The organism is Psychrobacter halodurans, from assembly GCF_017498075.1.
GTDB classification, from domain to species: domain Bacteria; phylum Pseudomonadota; class Gammaproteobacteria; order Pseudomonadales; family Moraxellaceae; genus Psychrobacter; species Psychrobacter celer.
This window is the reverse complement of the sequence record NZ_JAGBKN010000001.1, coordinates 51,662-76,138: the sequence shown is the minus strand read 5'-3', so window position 1 is coordinate 76,138 and position 24,477 is coordinate 51,662. Positions and strand designations below refer to the sequence as shown.

Below are 24,477 nucleotides of genomic sequence, written 5' to 3'. Positions count from 1 at the left end.
GGCTTACTCTTGGCTCATGGTGGTTGGGTCGATAGGTACGATGACGCTCATGCCGGAGCGGATACGAGCATCGGGCACAGTCGGGCGAGCCTTGACCTCAAAGGTGCGCACATCAAAACCATCATCGTTATTGGTCGGTCGCCATGTGGCAAAGTCGGAGAGGGTCGAGGTGGCATAAACGGTAAATTGTTTTTTGTAGGGCTTGCCGGCAGAAGATAGCGCTGGGATGGTGCCTGTAAACACTTGACCGATGGCAAATTGATTGAGATGCGACTCGGTGACATTGAGCACCACCCACTGATCGTCGGTGTTGACCAGCGTCAAGATTGGCACCCCTTGACCGACGACTTCGCCTGCGCTTACGATGACATTATCAACGATACCAGCAATCGGACTTTTAAGATTGGCTTCTTCTTTTGCGACCAAAGCCTCGTCAAGCTGGGCATCAACCTGTGCCACTTGTGCGGTGGCCGCTGATTTATCCTCACTGCGCGCACCTTCTAATGCCAAGTCATACTGCAGCCGCGCCGCTTCGGTCTGATCTTGGGTGGCCAGATACTGTGCATAAGCCTCATCGCGTTTTTGCCGTGCCATCAAGCCTTCTTTATAAAGGCGATTGACACGCTGATAGGTGTTTTGTGCCAAATCAGAGGCGGCTTTGTTGGCCTGCCATGCCGCTTTTGCCTGCGCAATCTCTTGCGGGCGCGCGCCGTTTTCGGCTTTATCCAACTGGCTTTGAGCCATTTGCTTGCCTGCCCGTGCTTGAGCGATCTTGGCGTTGATCTCAGGCGAGTCCATTTCAATCAGCTGCTGGCCGGGTGTGACGTCATCACCTTCGGTAACTAAGATTTGAGCGATGCGCCCTGGCACCTTTGCGGCGATAGACGTTTGCTGCATTTGCATCTGTCCTTGCAGCGTCACAAGCGGCGGCTCACTTTGCGCGGTGCTTTTGTATAGGCCATAGGCAATGACAGCAATGATGATGAGTGCCACGCCAGCCAGTAGGGCTTTTTTTCGCATGGCTGCATTATCTGACTTTGGCGTGCCGCGATAATAATCGGCCACGGCTGGTGCTGGGCTGTCATCAGGCGTCTCTTTTACAGACTCCGTTGGCGTCTGTGCATCATGAGGCCGCGCTGATTCATCAGAATCAGGGAGTTTGCGTGAGTCGTCTGATTCGTTTGGAAATTCAGTCATGACGGTGAGAGTCCTAAAGCAACAAAGTTGAAAACAAAGAGGATATTAATACACACGAATCGCATAAGGCTTGGCGTTTTCGATCGTCTCAGCGTTAAAAATAGCACCAAAGGCGACGATAAACGCTGAATAATACAGCCATAGCATAATGACCACAGCAGCCGAAAGCGCGCCAAACTCAGCGCTATAATTATTAAAGTTTTGTACATACAGTGAAAACAATATCGACAGCACAATCCAAAGGACGGTCGCTACCAGCGCACCTGGCACCAGTTTTTTTAGCGCGACCGCGTCCCGATTGGGCGCTAATCGGTATAAACCCAAAAAGCATAAAAATATAATGCCTGCCAGTATCGGCCATCTGCTCCAAAGCGCCACTGTCTTGGCGACTTGCGGGAAGGGCAGATAAGCGGCGGCGACAGGAATAATCGCGATAGAGGATATGGCTATAATCAAAACCACCACTGCCGCCAAGGTCAAACCAAGGGCGCGTATGGTGCCTTGAATAAAACCGCGCTCTTGGCTGATATGAAAGGCCAGATTGATAAGAATGATTAATGATTTAATCCCTTTGGAGCCTGCATATAAAGCAAGTAAGGCTGAAACAGTCAGGCCAAAAGTGAGGGTAGAGGCGGTGTTAGAGACCAGATCGCTTAGGCGCGAATCTAAGACGTCATATACCGTATTAGGTATAAAGGGGCGTAGCAGTGATATCTGCTCTTGCATCTCGGCGGGCGAAAACGCCAAGCCGTACAGCAGCACAAACACAGCCATGACTGGAAAAATCGACAAAAAACCAAAATAACCGACGCTTGCGCAGTGTGCCCAAACGTTTGAGGTATTGGCAATACGCCACGTCTCTAGTAACGTCTGTCGCCAATTGCGGGTCGAGGTAGCAGTCAGATTTTTCATAAAACAATCATTCATACTAAAGGTTAAGGTTAGGTGTCTCTATCAGCCATGTTAAGTAAATGACGGTAGCTTACTTAAGTCGTTGTGATTTTTTATGGTTATTTGTTTTTTTATTGCTGAGTATATAAAGTCGGCAGTTGAATGTCAGCGGCATTGAGGTAAGCATTGAATGCCAACGGTGTGCCGCAGCTTTGCATCAGGGCGGCCAGTGCTTGTACATAGTCATGTGCTGCTTGTGCCTGCTCGGTACGGGCTTTGAGCGCTTGTGTTTGTGCTTGTACCACCTCTATCGTGGTATTGACACCTTCTTGTAATCCCAAACGGCGTAAGCGCAGCACCTCTGCGGCCAGATCTACATTGCTCTGCAGGGCTTGATAGCGTGCTTGGGCATTATTGACATCATGCCAGTTTTTTTCGACCAGCAGGAGTAAGTTGTCACTGACCTCGATCTCAGACAAGTCGGCTTGACGAATCTGCGCGCTACTAGAGGCCAGTGATGCGGTTTTGTCGAGCCCGCCCCACAGTTTCCAGCTGGCAGAGACACCAGCGACCCAGCTTGGGTCTTTTTCAACTTGCCCGTAGCCATAAAGCATGATCGTCGGCTTGTAGCCTGTATCGGACAAGGCATGTAGCTGCTGCGCCTGCGCGCGCTTGGCTGCAACTTTTTGTAGCCCTGGGTGATTGTTGAGCGCCAAGTCCTGAAAGTAGCTGACATCAGGCAACGGGCGGCTGGAGACAAACAGTGGCGTAGTGGGCTTGATACGGTAGTCAGTGCGCAGCAGTCTTTGTAGTGCAATCATCGCAAGGCGAGCATCGTTGTTGGCTTTGACAGCTTCGCTTTTGGCATCTGCCAGCGCCGACTGTGCCTCTAGTCTATCGACATGAGAGATAAAGCCTTCTTCATACAAGCGCTCGGCCATATGGTCGGTCTGTTTTAACGTGTCATAAGCATCATCGCGTAAATAGGCGGCAATGATGGCAAGCTGCGCTTTAAAATACCGCTCGATTAATGTGTTATATAGTGCGTTTTTATCCAGTATGCTGTCTGCGAGTGTTTCTTGGGTACGGGCGCGGGAGGCTCCCGTTAGAGCTGCGGTGCGTCCGGCGGTATAGATGGGCCACGCCACGCCTAGGCCAGCACTGGTCGTCTCGCCTGATCGCTTAAAATCATAAGAATCCGGCAGGCGTTCGCCGACGAGCTCACCGAAGTTTGGCAAATCTGGGACAGGCGGCGGGACAATGCCATCGACGCTGTTATTGATCTCATTGACAATGCCGCTTCTGAGTGAAGACAAATCGATATCCTCATCGAGGTGGTAGGCACTGGCTGAGACGCGCGCAAACACCAGTGGGTTGTCTAAGGTTTTGAGAGCGTCGGTTTGGTATTCACTGGCGGCGATGGCTGCATCATTGGCCGCGATCTTGGGTGAGACTTGCAATAAGATGTCTTGTGCTTGCTCAAGGCTCAAAAAACTAGACACATCCAGCGCATAGCTGTTGTCCACTGTCTTATGCGTGATGGGGTCGATAAGCGTACTTAAGGGCTTTGTCGTACGCTTATGGTCATGACTCATCGCACTGTGTGTGATGCGGATGTCGTCGGTTGCCTGAATATGCGCCGCGCTATCCTCTGCCTCAACGATTTGCGTGATGGTTTGTATCTCATTTTGAGAGCTGGCGTGGCTAGGCGCTGCCGTGGGGTTTACATGAGTGTCTGTGTTTGCATGGGTAACTATCGATGCACTCATTAGAGTCACCGTCGTCATAGCAATAGAGAGAGCCGATAAAGCAAATTTCATAAGTCACATAAGCCGTTAATGAGAGTGCAAGGTATGATTCAAGACCATCAGACCTGAATAAAAAAGTACACTGGTATACAGATTGCTACGGGTATGACTGCATATCGCAAGCCGGCAGCAGATAGCATTGTACATTTATTATAGACTATTCATCCAAAGCAAATAAGTGAGGATGTGCCCTATTATGAGCACACTGTAGAGCCTCAATCGTGACGGGTCAATGCTCAGTATTTTGACTTTTTCTATTGTGTATTAAATAGCGCTATGATAGACAATCAGCTACAGTAAATAAATAGACATCAAACCGCGCAAAAGATGGCTATACATAGGGCAAGCAGTGCCGGCAAAATACCGCGCTATAATCGGTATCATAAACCTAACATCAAAAATAGAAGACTTAGCGTTATATAGGACATATAGTCAGTTGAAAATGAAACGGTTATATAAACTTAAACGCGCTACTGGTATAAATTTTACTTGCGTGCTGCGTTCCCAGAGGCTGCGCAACCGACGTTTAAAAATAGCATCCCAGTAGCGCTATGCTCTTTTTAGAGTACATCGACTATACTCAGAATAGGACAGACTCAGGACATATTGTAAACTGAGCTGACGATTATTTAGCATATCAGTAAAAAAGGGGCAGGTAATGGCAGGATATATATTGGCCTTGGACCAAGGCACGACATCGAGCCGAGCGATACTCTACGACGATCACGCCCGCCCCATTAAGATGGCGCAGCAACCGACGACCTTGCAGACACCTAAGGCAGGTTTTGTGGAGCAAGATGCCCAGCAAATTTGGCAGACGCAGATTAGCTGTGCGCACGATGTGATCAACCTCGCAGGCCTGCTGGCCACCGATGTCAGTAGCATTGCCATCACCAACCAGCGCGAATCTATTGTGATGTGGGACAAACAAACCGGCAAGCCATTAGCGCCAGCGATTATTTGGCAAGACAGGCGTACGGCCAGCTATTGCAAAACTCTGGCCGCTGAGCCTGCAAGTCGCGGCGAGTCTGACAGCGGTGTACGGGGCAAAAGCGCATTGAGCAAGATTGCAGGTAGCGACACGGGTCTCAATAGCGGCGCGCAGCATAGCATGGCAGAAGAGGTGCAGCGCCTGACTGGCCTGCGCCTCGATCCATATTTTAGCGCCAGCAAAATCGCTTGGCTGCTCGAAAACAACCCTAAGCTGAGCGTGCGCGCCAGTAGAGGTGAGATAGCGGTGGGCACCATCGATAGCTGGTTGATATACAAACTGACTGGTGGCGAGCATGTCATCGATGTGACCAATGCATCTCGGACGTTATTGTTTGATATTCATAAACTGGCATGGTCAGAGGCGCTGTGTGCCCGTTTTTCGATACCCATGAGCATCCTACCCACCGTTTTGCCGTCTGACGGAGATTTTGGTAAGACCAAAAAAGGCCTGTTTGCCAAGCAAATACCCATTCAGTCGGTATTGGGCGATCAGCAAGCGGCGCTCTTTGGCCAAGGCTGTCTGGACGCGGGTATGGCCAAAAACACCTACGGGACTGGGTGCTTTATGCTGATGAACATAGGCAAACAACCAAAAATCAGCGAACATAAACTGCTGACCACCATCGCGTGGCAGCGAAAAACCAGCCCAACGCGCCCAGATAACTTATCATTTGACCAAATCGTTCAGTCAGGTATGCGCCTATTACAGCCACCAAAAAAAGAAGTGACCTATGCCTTGGAAGGTAGTGTGTTTATGGCAGGTGCCATTATCCAGTGGCTACGAGATAATTTGGGTATGATTAAGACAAGTGGTGAAGTGGAGGATTTGGCACGGCAAGTAGACAGTAGTGAGGAAGTGGTACTATTGCCAGCTTTTACAGGACTTGGCGCGCCTTATTGGTGCTCTGATATCAGCGCTAGTATCACTGGGATGAGCCGCGGCACTACTAAGGCGCATATTGCTCGTGCAGCGCTAGAAGCGGTCGCTTATCAAACCTATGATGTGCTGATTGCAATGCAAAAAGACAGCCCCCATCCGCTTACAGAGCTCAGGGTAGATGGCGGCGCGGCCAATAATGATTTGCTGATGCAGTTTCAGGCAGATCTACTGGATGTGCCGGTGCTACGTCCTAGGGACACAGAAATCACCGCAAAAGGTGCAGCAATGCTCGCGGGTCTAAAAACAGGGCTGTATGATGACACCACGATGCAAGCGTCTTGGCAAGTAGAGCGTATATTTGAGCCGAGCATGTCGGCAGATATGCGTGAGCAGCATCTGAGTAAATGGCAGCAAGCCATCAAACGATCCTTAATGACGCTATAAAACAACGCGATAAATAATGATATAGAAAATTAAGGAGACGATAAAATCAATAAAGGAGTATTACTGAAAACCTGAAACGGCCGTACACGAACGTGAGAAAGATACAGGCTGTAACGTAAGGCAATCTGAAGTGGGACAGAGTTTACATAACGCGTCTATCGAAGCTTATTCATAAATTCCTATACTTTAATGGTATTCACAAGTCCGCAAGCTTGGCGGTCTGAATAGTTAAAATATAACAAATAATTTAAGGATAATATTATGAGTAACCATGACGGTATCGATCGCAGTGAAGTAAAACACATGTCAAAAGAGTCTAAAAAAGACCTAAACGCAGACATCATTACCGGTGAGCCAGGCTCCCATCCTGTTGGCACAGGTGTTGGCGGTGTTGGCGGTGCAGCAGCGGGCGCGGCTATTGGTACAATGGCAGGGCCGCTAGGGACACTAATTGGCGGCGCGATTGGTGCGGTCGTCGGTGGCGGCGCCGGTCATGCAGCTGCAGAAGCGATCGATCCGACACGTGAAGAAGCATACTGGCGCGCTGAGTATGCCAATGCAGACTACTATCGCGATGGCCTAGATTTTGATCGTGATTTGCACCCAGCATATGCAGTAGGCTACGCCAATCGTGCGCGCTATCCAGCCGATGCGCGTTTTGAAGACCACGAAGCTGACTTAGAGCGCTCATGGCATGAAGTAAAAGGCGAGTCTCGCCTAGAGTGGAATGATGCTCGCCGAGCCTCACGCGATGCATGGAACCGTGTTTCTTAACTGGCTTCTTTATAAGACACTAAAAGTCTTATAAAAACTCATCAAAAAATATAAATAAAAAGGCGTAACAGTCTAAAAACTAAGCAGTATTATAAGAACTTACTATGACGTTACAGCAGAGAGTTTAATTGTACATTAGTTTCTTTCAATCGCTTTTATTTATATTATTTATGTTATTTTGAGGCTTCCGAAGGCATCTTTGGAAGCTTTTTTTATGAAAAAAGTTTATTATGTATGGATGTTAATGAATATATCAGACATTATAAAAATAATAGGGAATATATGAATAATAAGGCTGATAATCATCAATTTTATATCGCGACTGCTAACTTATTGAACTTTGCAAATCCCAATCGCATTTATTATGACAATGCCCCTGCTTATAATGATACTGAATACAATCATAAGCTACGCGGTATCAGTGAGCTACTGGCGAAGGCTCATGCCGATATTATCGCTGTACAAGAAGTTTGGGATAGTGCCGCTTTAGTAGCGCTGGCGGCGTCTTTGGGTTTTGAAGCAAAGCACGTCATCGCACCGCTGGCAAGCAATGATGCGGCCAGCCCTCATACCCAAGGGCAGGGTGCCCAAAAGACACCAGCGGTAGGCATGATCAGCCGTTTTGAGCCGTTAGAGGTCAGTTTGTTACAGGAGGTGGCACCGAAGGCGGTGATTGATGTCCCTGATGTGGGCCTCTACCAGCGCTTTAATCGGCCACCACTGATGGTGCGAGTTGATGCTTATGGTCAGCCAATCACCATCGTCACCGCGCATCTAAAAAGCAAACGTGCTTTTTTCCTGCGTGATGAGGCCGGCAACTTGCTAGAAGATATGGATGACCCTAATATCAGGGTCCGTGCCAAGCTACGAAGTCTTTGTATGCGTGCGGCCGAAGCGGCTTCGATTCGTATGTCTATCATCGAGCGTTTGCAGAATACCCGTGAGCCGCTGATTTTGTTGGGTGACATGAATGATGTGACGAATAGCGTCACCACGCAGCTGATGACGGAGACGGGCGAGGTCAATTATGATAAAAGCATGCGCGATGTCGCACTATTTGATGCTGCCCGTATTCAAGCGCGTTATGGCTGGATGAAAGATGTGGCTTATACTCATATTTACCAAGGTATGCCAGAGGTCATCGATCAATTATTTGTGTCAGAAGAGTTCTTACCTGATAGCAAGTTTTCCCTCGGTCAGGTAGAGCGGGTGGACTATTTTAATGATCATTTAAAATGGGATTATGCAGATAGGGTCATCGATCATGGTATTATAAGAGCGAAAATCAAACTAAATAATTAGCAGTATCATACAGTTATATCGACATTGTTATGTTGTTGACTCATATATTATTTTTAACCCACTAAACTGCCTTGCTTGATAGTATACAAGCGTTTATGATGCCTCCTTATTGAAAGGGGTGGCGATGATAGTAATGACTTATTGTTAGTCAATCATCGTTGTTTTTTATTTAAGACCAAACTTTCAATAAAGACCGTATTTATAAAATAGGGCGTAACATTAAGAGACTTACAATGAGCGAAAATAAAGACGAAAAGATTGAAGACGTATTGGTAGATTCGGAGCTGGCCAAAAAGCTAGTGCCAAATAAGTTTAAGTTTACCAGTCAGCAGGGTCGTGCACGCCGTCAAAAGCTATTGGCTGGTGCCAAAAAGCTAAGCGAAACCCATGCTATTAACGATATTACCCTTGCAGCGGTGTGCGAAGAGGCAGGTATTCCGCGCGCATCTGCTTATCATTTCTTCCCTAATATCGAAGCGATATTTTTAGCGTTGCGTTTTTTGAATGCAATCGAGATATTAGAGATGGTAGAGACGGTCGATATCGGCAATTACGACAGATGGCAGGGGTATTTGACCGCGTTGATCGATAAGTGCGTGACAATCTTTCATAATGATGAAACCAAAGCCAAGCTGATCTATGACACCAATACGCCTGATTTTGAAGGAGACAGTTTCGGTGAAGATATCGATCATCAAATCATAGACTTGGTGTATAAGCGCTTATCAGAGCGCTATGAGATGCCGAACTTTGATGATATTCAAGACACGTTATTGATTGCTTATAGCATCGTCAATGCGATCTTTACTTTGTCTTATCGTCGTCATCAAAGCATCACCAGTGACTATATTCAAGAAGCAAATACGGCATTTATCGCTTATTTGCGCTGTTATTTGCCAGAAAAACTACCGCGTAAAAACCGTTAGTTGACAGTATGCTACTGGTCAAATAGCAAAGAAAAAGCCGACATGCTCACTGCATAGTCGGCTTTTTTATGTCTGTACTTATGCTTGGTGCTTGGTGCTTGGTGCTTGGTGCTTGGTGCTTGGTGCTTGGTGCTTGGTGATTAGTTAGCAGGGTAGGTGGCTTATATAGGAGAGAGCGCTTGCCCATGACATGTGTCTTCTCCTGAGTCAAGAGGGGCGTACGCCTCATAATAGCGAACGATACGCGCTTGCAGGGCAACATTGGTCTGTGAGTCGTGAGAATTGACGTAGGCTTGGCGTGCTTGCTCAAGCCAGCGATCGGCCATGCGAAAATGAATCCCTGACTCTCGCCTGCCGCGCGCGCATTGATTGGTGGCCGCCCAAATCAGAGCCACTTCACTAAACGCCATCTCACGCGGGGCAACAGCGATGCCGTCACTGTCTTTGAGGGCACTTATAGTTGCCCATAGGTCTGGCCGCATCAAGGCAGACATCGCAGGGATGTCTTGATACAGGCTGATATTTTTTTCTGTGCCATTCTTTAATGAGTGCAGTATGGACTCTGCCGCTTGGGCAGCGTCGGCACCAGCGGTAGAGCGACTATTGATACTGTCTTGATGAATGGCGTAATTCAGCCATGCTTGCGCTTTGTAGGCCCAGTAGCGCTGGTGTGCTGTCTTATCCGCTTGCTGATAGGGTTTTACCTGTGTGAGCATACAGCTCAATGCCTGCTGCTCGGCGCTTTGGTATTGATAAGAAGGGATATGATTTTCTAAATTGCTATGGCAGTAGTCATTACTTATCAGTGTATTCGCTTTGACACGGTCGCTTGCTGCCAATGCTGATGAAGCAGACGTGAGTAGCAATACTGTGGACAGTGCCGTATAAAAAGAGCGTTTGTAGGTGGCTACTGTGCTGGCAGACTTCGACATATTACAACCCTTTTATTCAGGCAATCGGTTTTATTTTTAAGTGTTTGTCAATATCAGGACATACCCTAATCACTATATCAAACGTTTATCAGTATATATGAGCCAACTGAAAAATATCAGTACAGTAATGAAAAAATTGCCGCAGCTCAGAGCGACGACAGTTTTGTTAGATTATAGCGTCGCGTTGCTCGGCAAACGCTTATTTTTGCGTGGGTCTTCGCGTTTGAATAAATCCTCATCAAACTTAAAGCGTAATCTAAAGTAAGCGCCTTCTTGCGTACTGTCGTCATAAGCGATATCTTCATCTTCAAAGCCCATAAAGTTGTAGCCAAGTGACAGCCATAGGTTGGTCATCGGGCTGTAGCCGACTTCTGCCCCAAGCATATATGACATATCATCCGCTTGCTTATTCCAGTAAGTACCGGCTTGTAGGCCTATATCCCAGCGCTCGCTGATGTCATATAAACCGCGTGCATAGGCAGCATGCGCGGTATTTTCGCTGACGATATCATCAGCGTCATATTGGGTATATTTGCCCGCATAGCGACCAGAGAGGGTGAGCGCGCGCGTTGGATGGTAGTTGCCGCTCCACGACCATATCGTTGTATCTTTTTGATATTGGTCAGTGCCAGTAGCATTGTCGTCTAAGCGGTACTCAAGTTTTGCTAGCATGTCTAGCTGATTGCTATCATAGTCGCGATAGGCAGCGCCTAACTGAAAACGGTTGATGGTGCGATGGCCATCATCATAGTCGACCTGTGAGTAGATGTCCTTGGCAAGTAGGGTAATGTCATCAGTATAACGATAGGCGATGCCTGCACTTCCTAATAAGGTGTCGCTGGTCTCGCCCCAACGTTTCTCAAAGCGTCCTGAGGCTTTGTAGTTTTCTTTGGCTAAGTATTCGACGCCAATGCCCGCTGCGGTTGCTGTATTGGCTGTCTCGCCTTCTAGCGATTCGACGCGCTCAAACAACGTGCTTAGGGTCAGGCCTTCTTGCACGTACCATTTGTTTTTGAGACCGATAGCAGCTTCGGCTTCGCGCGCACTGATGGCATCACGCATGCGGTATTCGCTATAAACTTTGCCGTCTTTCATGTAGGTAGCATCAAAGCCCACGACCGTACGCTGGCGCTCGTCTGTATCATCAAGGCCATAACTGCCAGATAAGCTATTGATTAAGTCGTGACGCGCATACAAGCGACCGAGGTTACCCAGCGCTGTCTCACCGCCGATAGAGGTGGCGCTGCGCTCGCTATTGTCAATATCTTGCTCATATTCGGCAAATACCAAAGCGTTATTAAGTTTAGGCAGCCGCGCGGTAATACGCGCGCGGGCGGTGGTGCCCTCGATGTCTTTATCTGTATCACTGACGCCATTAAGCGCTGATTGATTGATGATGTCATCGTTAAATACCGTATCATCAGTGATATTTACCACATCAGTTGCCGCTTGCGTATTGCGTGAGGCTGCCGTGGCATCTTGCTTATAGTAGCGCAGACCAACTTCGCCCACGATGTTTTTGCTCAGGCGCTGTTCGACACTGGCCTGTACGCCTTCACGGCTGGCATCAGTGGCGTGGTCTTCTGTGCGTACACCTTCTAGTTTTAAGGCGGTACTTTTGTCATTAAAGGTATGGGTGACTTCTACGCCAGACTCATTACGGCCAGCGGTTAGCGGCGATGCACCGGTGACAAACCCTATATCGGCATCATGATAATAGGCTTTGGCGCGGGTGTTTTTCTTATCATCATAATCAAGCTCCACTCTGAAAGCGTCGCCTTCGACGTCATTGCCAGTAAGCTCATTGCTGTTGATCTGATTGCTGGGGTCGTAATTGGGGTTTTCTGCTTTGTTGCTAGCATATTCAGCGACCAGTTTTAGCTTGTCGTTAAACTTAATAACGCTGTTAATACTCGCCAGCTCTTCTTTATTAAGTGGGTCATCACTATGGATATAGCTACCACCGATAGCGACTTTTTTAGTCAGTTGTTGCTTGGCGGCCACACCACCTACCCAGTATTTTTCGCCACCTTCATCGACCTCGACCGTCACCCGTAGGTAGATCGGGTTGCCATCGATATCGAGACTGGCAATTGGCGATTTTAGATATAAACTGCGGCTAATCGGGTCGATTTCATAATCGGCAAAGCGGGTCAGTGTTTTACGGCTGATAATAAGCCCTGAGTTGTTGGCATCACGAGTGATGACTTCGACCGTCTCTGAGTTTTCAAGTACCGCATCAAAGTCTTCGCCAAGGGGATAAGGGCCTGAGATACCAAGACCACGAGTCTCATTGACGCGTTGTGAGGTGCTGGTTTCGGCAGCAAAGGCGGTAATACGGGTATTATCGTCCTCAAATTGCGCTTTTAGACCAGTCAAGGTGCGATTGTACTGACCAAGCTCAATCCCTTCATCGTTGTCGATTTGGGTTTTTAGATCACCGTACATCGCAAACGAGCGGCCTTTATCGACACGTACATAAAGCTTGCTGGTCGATTGGGCATCAAAGCCTTTGGCCGATGAGTCGCCATATACAGGATAATACTCGCCCGGCTCGATATCACGGAACAGGCGCTCGCCTTTTTTGTCGCTATCATAGGCCAGTGTCAGCAGATAATCGCCGCGTACTTTGCCTTTTAGGAACATTGCTGCACGACCAGTGGCAGAGTAATTATCATTGCCTGATATTTCATGCAGCTCTTGCTCAAATGCGCCTTGTGCATCTGTGATATTGCTGCCATCAAAGTCTTTGAGTGAGATGGTGCCTTCTACGATACCCACAGCGATCAGCGGGCGCAGCTTGGCAGTGAACTGTAGTGGAACCACTTGCTTGCTACTACCCGTATCGATGACCAGCTCACCTTTGCCCGGCGCACTTGGCGCGATGACGGGGATGAGCAGCTCGCCACCATTGACGGTGACTTGGGTGCCAGCCTGGTCTTTATTGCTATCAGGCAAATTGATCCGACCGATGCTGGTGTCGATGGTCATCGGGGTAGAGGCGACATAAGGACGGCCATCACGGTCTTTTAGACTGATGACGATTTGATATTCGCTGACGCCATCGGCTGGTACTAAGCTATCTTGGGTACGATAATCAATCGCCTGTAAGCTATCAGGAGTGAGCACTTCAATAGTCTGCTCTGAGATAACTTTGCCAGTCACGTCAGTAGCCACACCGCGTAGAGTATTGCGTCCACGCTTTAGGTCGACGGCATAATAGTCAAAAGCGATGACTTTTTGTTTTTCTTGCTCAGCGGTTTTACCGATTTGCTGTTCGGATACGGGCTTGCCATTGGCATATAGGGTAAAGTTTGAGACCAATGGCGCTTGTACTTGAACCAATTGCTTATGTGAAGCGAGCTGCTGACCGCTGCTCAAGTTAATAAAAGCAACCTCATTGCTTGCCACTTCTTTTAGGAACTCTTCTAACAGTTCAGCTTTTGGCTGCTTGATGGTGTTGACAGCCATTTCTATACGCTCAGCACTAGGTGTAGTCATGTCATTGACGATCGCCGAATCGCATGTAATACCTTGATCTAAGACATCATTAGATTTGCAGCCGCTGGCCTCGATATCGTCTGTACTATCACGGTTGTAATCAGGCTCTAAAGTCAGCTCGTTTTGTATCGCTTTTTCTAAAGCATCGTTTTTTGTACCTATACTCTTGCTACGCTCTGCCAGCTCTGCATTTAGACGATCTGTGCTATCGCTCATACCACCGACGATAGCGAAGTCAGCGCGATGCAGTTCGCCATATTTTAGGTCAACGAAACGGCTGCCAGCATCACCAGCATTGCGGTTACTTTGAATAACCAGCTCAGTGTCTCTAGGTATGGTTGTGCGGTCAACCTTTAGCACATGCGTCTTGGCACTCACGCCATAAAAGTTATATTTACCTTCAGGGTCAGTGACGATAAAGTTACCGTTTTCCATATAGATGCGCACACCAGCGACACCCAGCTCACCATCTTCTTTTTGCTGGATACCATCGCGGTTGATGTCATGGTAGACCTTGCCGATGATGATGCCGTCCGTATTCATCACCCCGCGGCTGACCTCAATTGGCCACTGCGCTTCTCTAGAGGTAATGGTCGTGCCGCCAGCTTTAGAGTCGCGACCCTGTGCAATGGCGCGGTTGATACCGTCGCCGCCTAATGCTGATGAGCCAATGAGCACGCGATAAGTGATATTTTTGGTTTCTCCAGCAGTCAGATCGCCTAAGGTTAGAACCTGATATTTGCCATCTGTTCTAAACTCTGTCGTTTGTGCTTGTTGGATCTCAACGTTGCTGGTGCCTTTGTCGACACGTACGCTGCCTTTGACATAATCAAAGCCGCGCGGCAGTGCGTCTTTTAGCTTTACATCGTAAGCGGTTGCTTTACCATCGTTGGTCACGCTGATTGTGTAATTGACGTAGTCGCCAAACTCAGCAGCTTTGACATCGGCTTCTTTTTGTACCGTCAAGCTAGGAGCATCATCGATGATGGCAATGCGGCTGCTGATGTTTTCTGTCAAAAAGTTTAAGTCAGCAGTGGACGGCTGCTCGTTTAAGCCGACTGAAGGTGCGATACAAGCGTCTAAGCTGATGACTAAGTCATCGCCCTGCAATGTTTGGATGACTTGATCATTAATAGCGTTGGCGTTGTCTTGCGTGGCGGCAGATAGGTGGTATTTACCCGTATTGTCGCCCGTCTCTATGCCCTTTAGCGCATAGCTATCGCCAGTCTGAGGAGATTTTATTGTCACCCAGATTTGATCAGGTTTATCATACTGGGCATTACACTGAGCGTAACCTGCTTCGGCGTAGACGCGTTTGCCCACTTGAGAGGTGTCTTTATCACCAAGAAAATCAGCGTTGGTAAAGCGAATGTTAGGCTCGACGATGACCAAGCTATCTGTGGCTGAGGCAATCACTGACTCATCGTTTGCCACGACGGCACCGAGCTTAATATCTGCGGTGTCACCATCTGCGGCATCGGCTGCAGCCAGCGCTTGGATGATGAGCTGAATACTCTCACCTTGTCCGATTTTTATTTGATTTGGATTGCGCAGCGCGGACTCATTATCATCAATACGGCCATTTTTATTCAGGTCTTGATAAACCTTAAAATTAGACAAGCTGCTTGGATAGTCGTAGCTTAAGGTGACGATCTCATCATAAGTGCCATTATTGGATAATACATTGACCCACTCGATAGTGTCACCGCGCTCGATGGTCTGCATCGGCGGCTGAGTGAGGCTGATCGCATACTGAGGGAGGGTAAAGGTTTTGACTTTTACATTGTTAGAGGTGCCTGATTGAGGGCTGCCATCGGCCACGACATAATTGACACTGGCGATATTGTCGATATCAATCACACCCTTGCCGTTTTCGGCATGAGCGATATTTGCTTGCATAAGTAGCATCGACGCTGCCAGCGTAGTCAACGCACCGGTCTGATAGCGTGGGTTACGAGACAAAAATACGGCTTGGCGCATAATTAGTAATCCTACTTATGTGAGAAAATATGATAAAACCGCTCCAAATGTTTAGGAGTAAGGGGCGCTTTCCTGACCGTGGGTGAAGAAAGCGCCTAAAATATCAATAATGTTTAAGATGGTGGATTAGGGTTTAGTTTGTGCCTGTCTGAGAAATCTTGGCAGAAAAATACACATTCCCCACTTCTTTTCCGACCAATTTACTAAACGTACCAGTTATCAAGCTGCCGTTGATGCTAGGCGTTGCCACTGGCGAGTTGGCAGAGGTATCAGAGGCAAAATCATTCTGATATGTAGTGCTTTTGAGCGTATCTGACAACACCACATTGTTAATCTGAGTGTTGGTAAAGGTGTTGATGGCTTCTAGTTTATAAAAAATACAAGCACCAGCAGTGGCGTTGATATCAGAGGTAACCCAGTTAGTAATCGCTGTTGGCGCTGTGCCACACGCTGCCACTGCTTGGAATTTATCCAAATCAATGCCTTGCATGGTAGTGGTTGAGGTGGTATTCACATTGGCAGGTGCTGGCGTGCCATTGATCACCGTTTGCGGTAGTACAGTGATCGTCATTTTTTCAGAGGTACCAATGTCAGTGACGTTTGGAGATTTTTTGCTACCTGAACCGTTGGTATTTACCACAACACCGATGACAACTGAACCTGCAGGAGTATTGCCTTTAGCAGATACTAGACCATTTGGTGCCGCTTGGTTTAGGTCGTACTGGTTGTTTGGGTTGGCAGTCAGTATCGTTTCACCATTGTCCAATTTGCCATTGTTGTTTGCGTCGACGAATACTTGGCCGATATTAATTTTTTGGTTGTCATCGGTTGGCAGTACAGTAAACAATACTTCACCTGGGTTGGCCGCTTCGGTCACATCACTACCTTTGTTGGTGATGGTGTAGTTGTACACATTGTTTTGACTTTGTAGCGCCACTTCTTTGTCGGCAGAGGCAGTAATTGTCAGCTCACGGTTTTGACTGGTCGGCGTTACCGCGGCATTGTCGTTATTGTCTTTGCCGTCACGATCTGCAGGTAGGTTTGAGTCTTCGTAGTTGTTTTCTGGCGTGCCGTTTAGTGTTTTGTCACCTGAGTTATCGATCAAGTCAAACGTACCATCGCCATCGACATCATCTTTGACAACCGCGTAGTTGACAAAATCACTGGTCACAGAAGCATTGGTGGATTTTTTTGCACGGAAGGTGACAGTGATGGTTTGTGTCTTAGCGATATCTACACCAGCAAAGGTGATTTTATCGTCGGTGACAGAAGGGGTGATATTGACGACAGTGCCATTACGCTTGATGGTAGGGGCAGTGTAATTGGCCTCGCCATTTTTGATAAGCATCAAGCCGTTTGGTAGCGCGTCTTCAATAGTGACGTCTGTGCCGTCAGCGTTACCTTCGTTGGTCACACTGATGGTGTAATCAACATAAGCATTGGCATTATTCAAGTCGATATTACGAGTGCCCAAATTGGTCACTGCAGACTTGGTGATGGCATAAATAGGGGTCGTGGTGATAGCGTTATCAGTGTTGCTGGCGGTTGCAGTTTGTCCCTTACCATTTAGATAAGCACTGGTTGCCGATACGGTCAAAATACCGTTTTTACCAACGGTACGAGCAGCATCAGTGGTGGCAGCGATAGTAATCTTCGCAGACTCACCAGCACCTAGCGCGATATTGCCTCCATTGGCGACGGTCTCAACCCCACCAATATTGTTGTTATTGGCATCTACTTTTTGATAGGTAATGATGCTTTTGGCAATGGCATAGTCAAATTGATCGTTTGAAGCATTACCAATATTTACCTGATAGGTATCGGCGACGTTACCATCGTTTTTGAGCGTATGATTGAAGTTTACAGTCGCGCCGGCTTTTGGCGCAATGTTTTGATCTTTATTCAGATCGTCATTAGGATCGTTATCCACTGAAGTAGGAATTAAGCTAAAGGCCCCAGTTTCTGTGACATTGACGGTGACTTCGTTCGATTCGGCAGTCTGCGTTGTATCGTTACCCACGACTTTATATGTCGCTGTTGCGATGTTTCTGACTTTAAATGCATTGTTTTGATCATAAGTGACATTGGCAGCATTGCTACTGATTGCTGTGCCCATCGCAGCGATGACACCAACGGTTAACACGGAATGTTTAAATAATTTCGCTCTCATGCGGTAACTCTCCTAAGGGGGTGTAAGGTGTCAACAAAACATCAGTCAACAATGGTATTCAGTGCCACGGAGGCAGATTTCTTTGCTGGCAATAATTTGATATTCCAACGAAGGCTACGGTATTCAGATAAAGGGATTTTGACCAGCTTGCCATCGACCTTACGCATGAGTGGCATATCTGCATAGTTTTTGCCATCAATACTGGCTTGCGCGCTAGTAGGGAAGACCTCGCCAGTAAACGTCATGTTTGCTGGAATAGGTAAGGTCACGGCCAGATCGTTGATGTTTTGATTGATGGTGTTGGTGTAGGTTGCTTTGTATTGAACAATAGTGCCTGCAGGCGCTGTACTGACCGGTAAATAGCTGATTTTACCTTCTGCATTTTTGACTACTTTATTGGCAGTTAGCTCCATTTTTAGAGATTCGTTAGCGTGTGCCATGTTTAACAAGCCAGCGGATACGATGGTCGCCAATACAGTTGTGCGGATAGCGGTATAAAATGTCATATGATGTCCTTACGAATATCGTTGCTGTAGATTTGGTATTTGCTCGATGACAAACAGGTATTTAGAATGTGCAATATATATGCCATATGTCCTAAAAGCGCAAATAACATCGACAGCGCCGAGGTGTATTCCATACAGGCATTATTACAAGTGGATAACAATTAGTCACCAGAAACATGATAAGTGGTAGCTGAAGGGAGGTGGATGGTATAAATCCAAAAATAACCATATAGGAAGTTAATAAATATTTTTGATTTTTTCTTATATATGCTTGATATTATTGATTTTTTATATGGTTTTAAGGCGTGTGATTTAAGAGAAAAGAGGGTTTTATCGATCTAATCGACAGGATATTGAGAAATAAAACGCCTCTATTATTCTTTAATAGAGGCGTCAGTTGCTGATACGATGCTGATAGGCATAGGTTACAAAAATATAACTAACGGTTGGTCCTTATCTTAACGGAAAACTTCATGGTTGCTGTCCCTTGGGGGACTAATTGAGCGTATAAGTGTCATTACGGTTACCGGTGCTGGTCAACGTATGCTGGAATACTGCAAAGCCATTGGGCGTGGCATCTAGGTTTTCATTGATCGTGTCATTTGGTGTGCCATCTTCATTGTTTGCCGTTAATGAAAAAGACAATTGCTCAGAGACCTTGACGACAACTTCGTTAGATCGCACTTCTGGCTGTTTGACACCAGAAATATCATAATTCGCTGTCGCTATGTTTTTTATCAATACATCAGTCGTCGTGGTACCAGTAGAGGTATTGGCCATTGCACTGGCTGAGATACCTAATGCAGCGGTAACGCCAACCGTCATTAAGCCATATCTAAAGAGACTGGGTTTCATAAATAATTCCGAAACGAGAGTTAATGATTCAGGCAATCGTAATAAACGTCATATGGGTCGCGTCATAACAACAGCAAGCATAGATAACGGCGTTAAAAACAGGCGGTATAACGCACCCTATCGGCTTAACTGCATAGTTACAAAAAGACTATGGCATGTCATGGGAAAATTGATAAATGGCGGTTTGAAGTGGCTATCTTCTCAAAACGAACCATGAGAGATACAGTCAGTTCAAAATAAAATGGTCATAGATTTAAGCGCGCTACTGCGTCGTGCCATATCTGGTATTGAAATAAAAGTCACGTTTAGAGCGTGGCGGTAGTACAAAAGGCTTGGTCTTTACCGTACCGTTTTGGCCAACGGCGGGACTGCTGCTGTCGTAGTCTGCCGATGTGAGCGCGGGGTTTGCCAATGTCGATGTCACTGTGGCATTGGCCACCCCTTTTTTCTGAAGCTCATCTTGCATCACAAAATTGTCAATATTGACATTAGCGCGATTGGTGGCCGTGATTTTATAAGCGATACATCTACCCGGTGCGATGCCAGCTATCAAGTTTGTACTAAAACCGGTTTTTGGACTTGTGGAGTCGTTGATATTGGTATAGTTGAGTGTCGCTGGGCAGTTGTTTACATATTGGGACTTTCGCAAGACCAACGCGGCATTTTCGGCAATCACTCTACCAAAGTCATTATTTGGGTAGTGATAGGTATTGGCCGCTACATTAATCGTTTTTATGGATGAGGTCGTGCGAATAGGGTAGGAGGTGCCAGTTCTTTTTTCTAGCAAGCAAAGGTTGGGGTTGTTAGCCAAAGTCGTTTTAGGAATACTGATCTGATACTCTCCGAGAGGTGCATTATTTCTAATCACCGACTGAGTAGGGTAGATAGCGTCTGTATTAGAGCAATTGACCAACTGTACAGTACTACCTGCAATACCTGTTTCAGAAGCATTCGGGTCATATCGACCATTAAAATAGTTGGGTCTATTGGCATAAACACTGCTTGCAGAGGTTATGTCAGCATTGTCTTTGTCCGCTTTATTTTCAGGAATACCTCCGTTATCGTCGAAGACTGTACCAGAAAATATATATTGAGGAACATAACAGTAGTTATCTACTCGAAAGTCAATTTCTTGGTTAGTGGCTGTAGCCAAATATCCTGTATTCGAGTAACGGACATTTACAGATTTTACAGGTTCAGAAAACTGAACAGAGCCTTGGCATTGAGTACCTAGATTCTTAGCTGGACAGTTAGGATCATTGGTTGTTCTGGTTAATAAACCTTGCAAGTTTTGGCTGAAAATAATGTTGGAGTTAGTGATAGGTTGAAAGGTACCAGTAATGGTAGCACCCGCTTCATTTACTCCAGTAATTTGTATAAAGTCATCAAAGCTATTACCGCTACTATTTGCATAATCAATATCAAACGCACTTAACGCAACGTTGGTCAAGTAGATTGGTTGCATGGTAATGCTATTACGAAAATCTAGACGGATATCTGTAAAGGCCGTGGTGTTAGGGAACGTTCTTCTGACATTGATGGCTCTGACTCCTTGAGCCTCAATAACACCAAAGTTACCCAATATGGTGTTCGAGCTCGACTCTGTAGTATTCATCTTAATCTGTAAGGGAATACTGCCTGATGCATTGCCTGCGATGTTGACATAATTATCAGTATTCACTGCTGAGACTAGGTTAGTGTAGTCTGCGTTTGTCAGGCTGCTTTGAGAAGCACCAGTCACACCTTGGCAGTTGGCTCCTGGGTTAGGCACAATCGCATAGGAGGAGTGATTGATAGAAAGTAAACCTATAGCTCCTACAAAAGCCAAGAATAATAGTTTGTATCTTTGGTATGAATCTACATGCTGAGATTCTGTATAGTGCTTAGCCATATACATAATAGTATCCCTATCTATTCATATCGACATCTAAACCATGGGCGAAATCCATACACTGCTGACTTAATAAGCACATGTATAGGTTATGTAATTTGATACCTTACTATAAAGTATGAAAGCTTGTTGTAAGGAGTCGATAAGCGGCATATTTATTATGATAGAACGTAGTCAAAGTAACGCTTTAGATGGTTTTTACATGAATAACAGCTTCTCGCCTCATGGATTGTGCCTTAGAGCTGTATGTATTTTTATTTCAGTGTTGTTATTGCCTGCCTAGCTTCAAATAATAAACAAACCATTCACCCAATCACTAATCATTATTTATTTAAAAAATACATCTCATATCGCCATTTTTTTATCGCTATAAACAACTTTCCCATAAGCGCCTATAATGGAGAGTTATTATCATTTGATGATCAAATATAGCAGTCGATACATCTCTTAAAGTACGCCAGAACCACTCCGATAAATTTAACAAGGAAGTCCTTGAGTAAACCATGTCCACACGCCAGTATGAAGTAATACTTTGATTTAATAATACCCTGCCACCGAGTAGGGATGACCGATAGAAAAGGATTCATAACGATGAACTATTATAAGGATGCTGACAGCACCGAAACCCAAGAATGGCTTGAAGCCTTTGAGTCTGTGATCAAACATGCAGACAAAGATCGCGCGCAGTTTTTACTAAAAGCCTTATACAATATGGCGGTGCAAGAAGGTCTGCCATTCAACCGCCTTGATACTGCTTATATCAACACCATCGCAGTCGAGGACGAGCCGATGTATCCTGGCGACTTGACCATTGAGCGTAAGATTCGTGCGCTGATTCGCTACAACGCACTGGCGATGGTGATGCGTGCCAACAAAAACGATGACGATCTAGGTGGTCATTTGGCGACATTTGCCTCTAGTGCCACGTTATATGAGACAGGCTTTAACCACTTTTTCCGAGCCGCAAGTGACCATTTCGGTGGTGACATGGTTTATTATCAGGGTCACTCCGCGCCAGGTATCTATGCCCGTTCTTATTTAGAAGGCCGCTTGAGTGAAGACCAGTTGGATAATTTTCGCCGTGAGGTCGGTGGTAAAGGCTTATCAAGTTATCCGCATCCCTATCTGATGCCGGACTATTGGCAGTTCCCAACGGTCTCTATGGGACTTGGCCCGATCATGTCGATTTATCATGCGCACGTTCATCGCTATATGGAAAACCGTGGCTTGCTCGAAAAAGAAGGCCGTAAAATCTGGACTTTCTTAGGTGATGGCGAGACAGACGAGCCGGAGAGCTTGGGTGCCATCTCGCTTGCTGGCCGCGAAAAACTAGACAACCTAATTTGGGTCATCAACTGTAACTTGCAGCGCCTCGATGGCCCTGTGCGTGGTAATGGCAAGATTATTCAAGAGCTAGAGTCGGTATTTCGCGGTGCAGGCTGGCGCGTGATTAAAGTCATCTGGGGTGGTAATTGGGATACACTGCTTGATAAAGACGTGACAGGTGTGCTCAAGCACCGTATGGAAGAAGTGGTCGATGGTGAGTACCAGCTATATGAGGCACGTACTCCTGAGTTTACTCGTAAAGAGTTTTTTGGTAAATACCCAGAGCTTGAAGAGATGGCCAATGAGCTGTCTGACCATGACATCTCGCGTCTAAACCGTGGTGGCCACGACCCAATGAAGGTCTATGCTGCCTTTAGTGAAGCCATGAAGACCAAAGGTCAACCAACAGTTGTCTTGGTCAAAACAGTCAAAGGTTATGGGCTCTCGACGCAAGCGCAAGCGGTGAATAAATCGCACCAAATCAAAAAGCTAGATCATGAGTCATTGAAGTATTTCCGCGATCGTTTTGATTTGCCATTCAATGATGAAGAGCTTGAGACGCTGCCGTTTTATCGTCCAAAAGAAGACTCGCTTGAGATGAAGTATCTAAAAGGTCGCCGTGAAGCGTTGGGCGGTCATTTGCCAAACCGTCGTAGTGGTCATATTCCTTTAAATATCCCTGATTTATCGATTTTTGATCGTATCTTAAAAGGCAGTAATGGCAAAGAGCAGTCGACGACCATGGTGTTTGTCCGTCTGTTATCAGCGATGCTAAAAAACAAAGACATTCAAGATCGCGTCGTGCCGATCGTTCCTGATGAGGCGCGTACCTTTGGCCTAGAGGGCATGTTCCGTCAGTTAGGTATTTACTCGGCGTCAGGACAGAAATATACACCAGAAGACAGTGAAGCGCTGATGGGCTATAAAGAAGCCATCGACGGTCACATGTTGGAAGAAGGCATCAACGAAGCAGGGGCGATGAGTACTTGGATTGCGCTGGCGACCAGTTATTCGGTCAACGCTTTGCCAATGATACCGCTGTATATTTACTATTCTATGTTTGGCTTTCAGCGTGTGGGCGACTTGGCATGGGCGGCAGGCGACTGTCAGGCACAAGGTTTCTTACTTGGTGCGACAGCAGGCCGTACGACACTCAATGGCGAGGGCTTGCAGCATCAAGATGGCCATTCGCAGATTTTGTTTAACACTGTGCCGAACTGCGTGAGCTATGACCCATGCTATGGTTATGAGCTGGCGGTCATCATGCATGATGGCCTACGCCGGATGTATGGTGAGGGTGAGCGCGTGTATTATTACTTGACCCTCATGAACGAAAACTACGAGCAGCCAGCCATGCCAGAGGGTGCGGAAGAAGGCATCAAGCGCGGGATGTATTTGCTAGAAGACAATGGCTCAAGCCAAGTACAGCTGCTTGGTTCTGGAGTTATCCTACGCGAAGTACAAAAAGCGGCGAAGATTTTAAAAGAAGAGTTTAATATCACTGCCAACGTTTGGAGCGTCACCAGCTTTAATGAGCTGACGCGTGACGGTATGGCATGTGATGACTACAATCGCTTGCACCCAATGGATGAAGAAAAAGTGCCATGGGTCACAGAGCAATTGGCACCGCATAAAGGGGTGGTGGTCGCGGCAACAGACTATATGCGTAACTACTCAGAGCAGATACGTGGCTGGTTACCTGATAGTCGTCCTTATACCACATTGGGTACCGATGGTTATGGTCGCTCAGATACCCGCGAAAAACTACGCAGCTTCTTCCATGTAGATGCCGCTCATATCGTGGTGGCGACGCTCAAGCGCTTGGCAGATGAAGGCGAAGTAGAAATGCGCTTGGTCAAAGATGCAATCTCAAGCTTTGAGATTGAGGCCGATCAGCCGCCAGCATGGCAGCAGCAGCCTTATTACGATCATTTCCCAGATGCACCAGCTCCTGACAACATCAACCCAAGCCCTGTGCCTGAGTTTGTCAGTGAAGAGGATGATGAAATCAGTAATGAAGGCCGCGCCGAAGATCAAGCTGACGCGACGCTGCTCAATAACGATGATGTCAAAGAATAATAACGATAAGACGAGGAGATAA

The 24,477-nt window shown here is 46.7% G+C and carries 14 protein-coding genes; 5 read left to right on the top strand and 9 right to left on the bottom strand.

The features are described 5' to 3' along the window. Positions 1–3: 3 nt before the first annotated feature. The 3 genes from J3491_RS00270 to J3491_RS00260 all read right to left on the bottom strand — a co-directional run bounded on the left by J3491_RS00270 (position 4) and on the right by J3491_RS00260 (position 3,857). The gene (locus J3491_RS00270; RefSeq protein ID WP_207968808.1) at positions 4–1,197 is read right to left on the bottom strand and encodes an HlyD family secretion protein; all 1,194 of its coding nucleotides are present in this window, start codon (positions 1,195–1,197) and stop codon (positions 4–6) included. 45 nt (positions 1,198–1,242) lie between these two features. Beyond that, entirely contained in the window at positions 1,243–2,109 is an 867-nt protein-coding gene (locus J3491_RS00265) for a YihY/virulence factor BrkB family protein (protein WP_207968807.1), read from the bottom strand. A gap of 110 nt (positions 2,110–2,219) precedes the next feature. After that, positions 2,220–3,857: a TolC family protein gene (locus J3491_RS00260; protein ID WP_243455986.1), complete on the bottom strand. Its 1,638-nt coding sequence runs from the start codon at positions 3,855–3,857 to the stop codon at positions 2,220–2,222. A 697-nt stretch (positions 3,858–4,554) separates the two neighbouring features. Here J3491_RS00260 and J3491_RS00255 point away from each other — a divergent pair. The 4 genes from J3491_RS00255 (at position 4,555) to J3491_RS00240 (ending at position 9,215) form a co-directional block, all read left to right on the top strand. Next, complete coding sequence (locus J3491_RS00255) at positions 4,555–6,213, top strand: FGGY family carbohydrate kinase (protein ID WP_207968805.1); 1,659 nt, start codon at positions 4,555–4,557, stop codon at positions 6,211–6,213. Positions 6,214–6,474: 261 nt separating this feature from the next. Continuing rightward, on the top strand, positions 6,475–6,987 hold the full coding sequence (locus J3491_RS00250) for a hypothetical protein (RefSeq protein WP_075102142.1): 513 nt from the start codon (positions 6,475–6,477) through the stop codon (positions 6,985–6,987). Positions 6,988–7,269: 282 nt separating this feature from the next. Then, the gene (locus J3491_RS00245) at positions 7,270–8,289 is read left to right on the top strand and encodes an endonuclease/exonuclease/phosphatase family protein (RefSeq protein WP_207968804.1); all 1,020 of its coding nucleotides are present in this window, start codon (positions 7,270–7,272) and stop codon (positions 8,287–8,289) included. Between the two features lie 233 nt (positions 8,290–8,522). Next, on the top strand, positions 8,523–9,215 hold the full coding sequence (locus tag J3491_RS00240; protein ID WP_075102140.1) for a TetR/AcrR family transcriptional regulator: 693 nt from the start codon (positions 8,523–8,525) through the stop codon (positions 9,213–9,215). A 161-nt stretch (positions 9,216–9,376) separates the two neighbouring features. Here J3491_RS00240 and J3491_RS00235 read toward each other — a convergent pair whose 3' ends face one another. The 6 genes from J3491_RS00235 to J3491_RS00210 form a co-directional block, all read right to left on the bottom strand. Continuing rightward, the gene (locus tag J3491_RS00235; protein WP_207968803.1) at positions 9,377–10,147 is read right to left on the bottom strand and encodes a hypothetical protein; all 771 of its coding nucleotides are present in this window, start codon (positions 10,145–10,147) and stop codon (positions 9,377–9,379) included. 171 nt (positions 10,148–10,318) lie between these two features. Next, complete coding sequence (locus J3491_RS00230) at positions 10,319–15,628, bottom strand: DUF11 domain-containing protein (protein ID WP_207968802.1); 5,310 nt, start codon at positions 15,626–15,628, stop codon at positions 10,319–10,321. 133 nt (positions 15,629–15,761) lie between these two features. Further along, on the bottom strand, positions 15,762–17,798 hold the full coding sequence (locus J3491_RS00225) for a DUF11 domain-containing protein (protein ID WP_075102137.1): 2,037 nt from the start codon (positions 17,796–17,798) through the stop codon (positions 15,762–15,764). 41 nt (positions 17,799–17,839) lie between these two features. Then, positions 17,840–18,304 carry a hypothetical protein gene (locus J3491_RS00220; protein WP_075102136.1) on the bottom strand — a complete coding sequence of 155 codons (465 nt, stop codon included), beginning with the start codon at positions 18,302–18,304 and terminating at the stop codon, positions 17,840–17,842. A 495-nt stretch (positions 18,305–18,799) separates the two neighbouring features. Beyond that, complete coding sequence (locus tag J3491_RS00215) at positions 18,800–19,159, bottom strand: hypothetical protein (RefSeq protein ID WP_207968801.1); 360 nt, start codon at positions 19,157–19,159, stop codon at positions 18,800–18,802. A gap of 262 nt (positions 19,160–19,421) precedes the next feature. Next, positions 19,422–21,056 (bottom strand): hypothetical protein, encoded by a 1,635-nt coding sequence (locus J3491_RS00210; protein WP_207968800.1) that lies wholly within the window; start codon positions 21,054–21,056, stop codon positions 19,422–19,424. Positions 21,057–21,641: 585 nt separating this feature from the next. On the opposite strand from J3491_RS00210, the gene aceE reads away from it, so the two are divergent. Next, positions 21,642–24,455: a pyruvate dehydrogenase (acetyl-transferring), homodimeric type gene (aceE, locus tag J3491_RS00205; protein WP_207968799.1), complete on the top strand. Its 2,814-nt coding sequence runs from the start codon at positions 21,642–21,644 to the stop codon at positions 24,453–24,455. Positions 24,456–24,477: the final 22 nt, after the last annotated feature.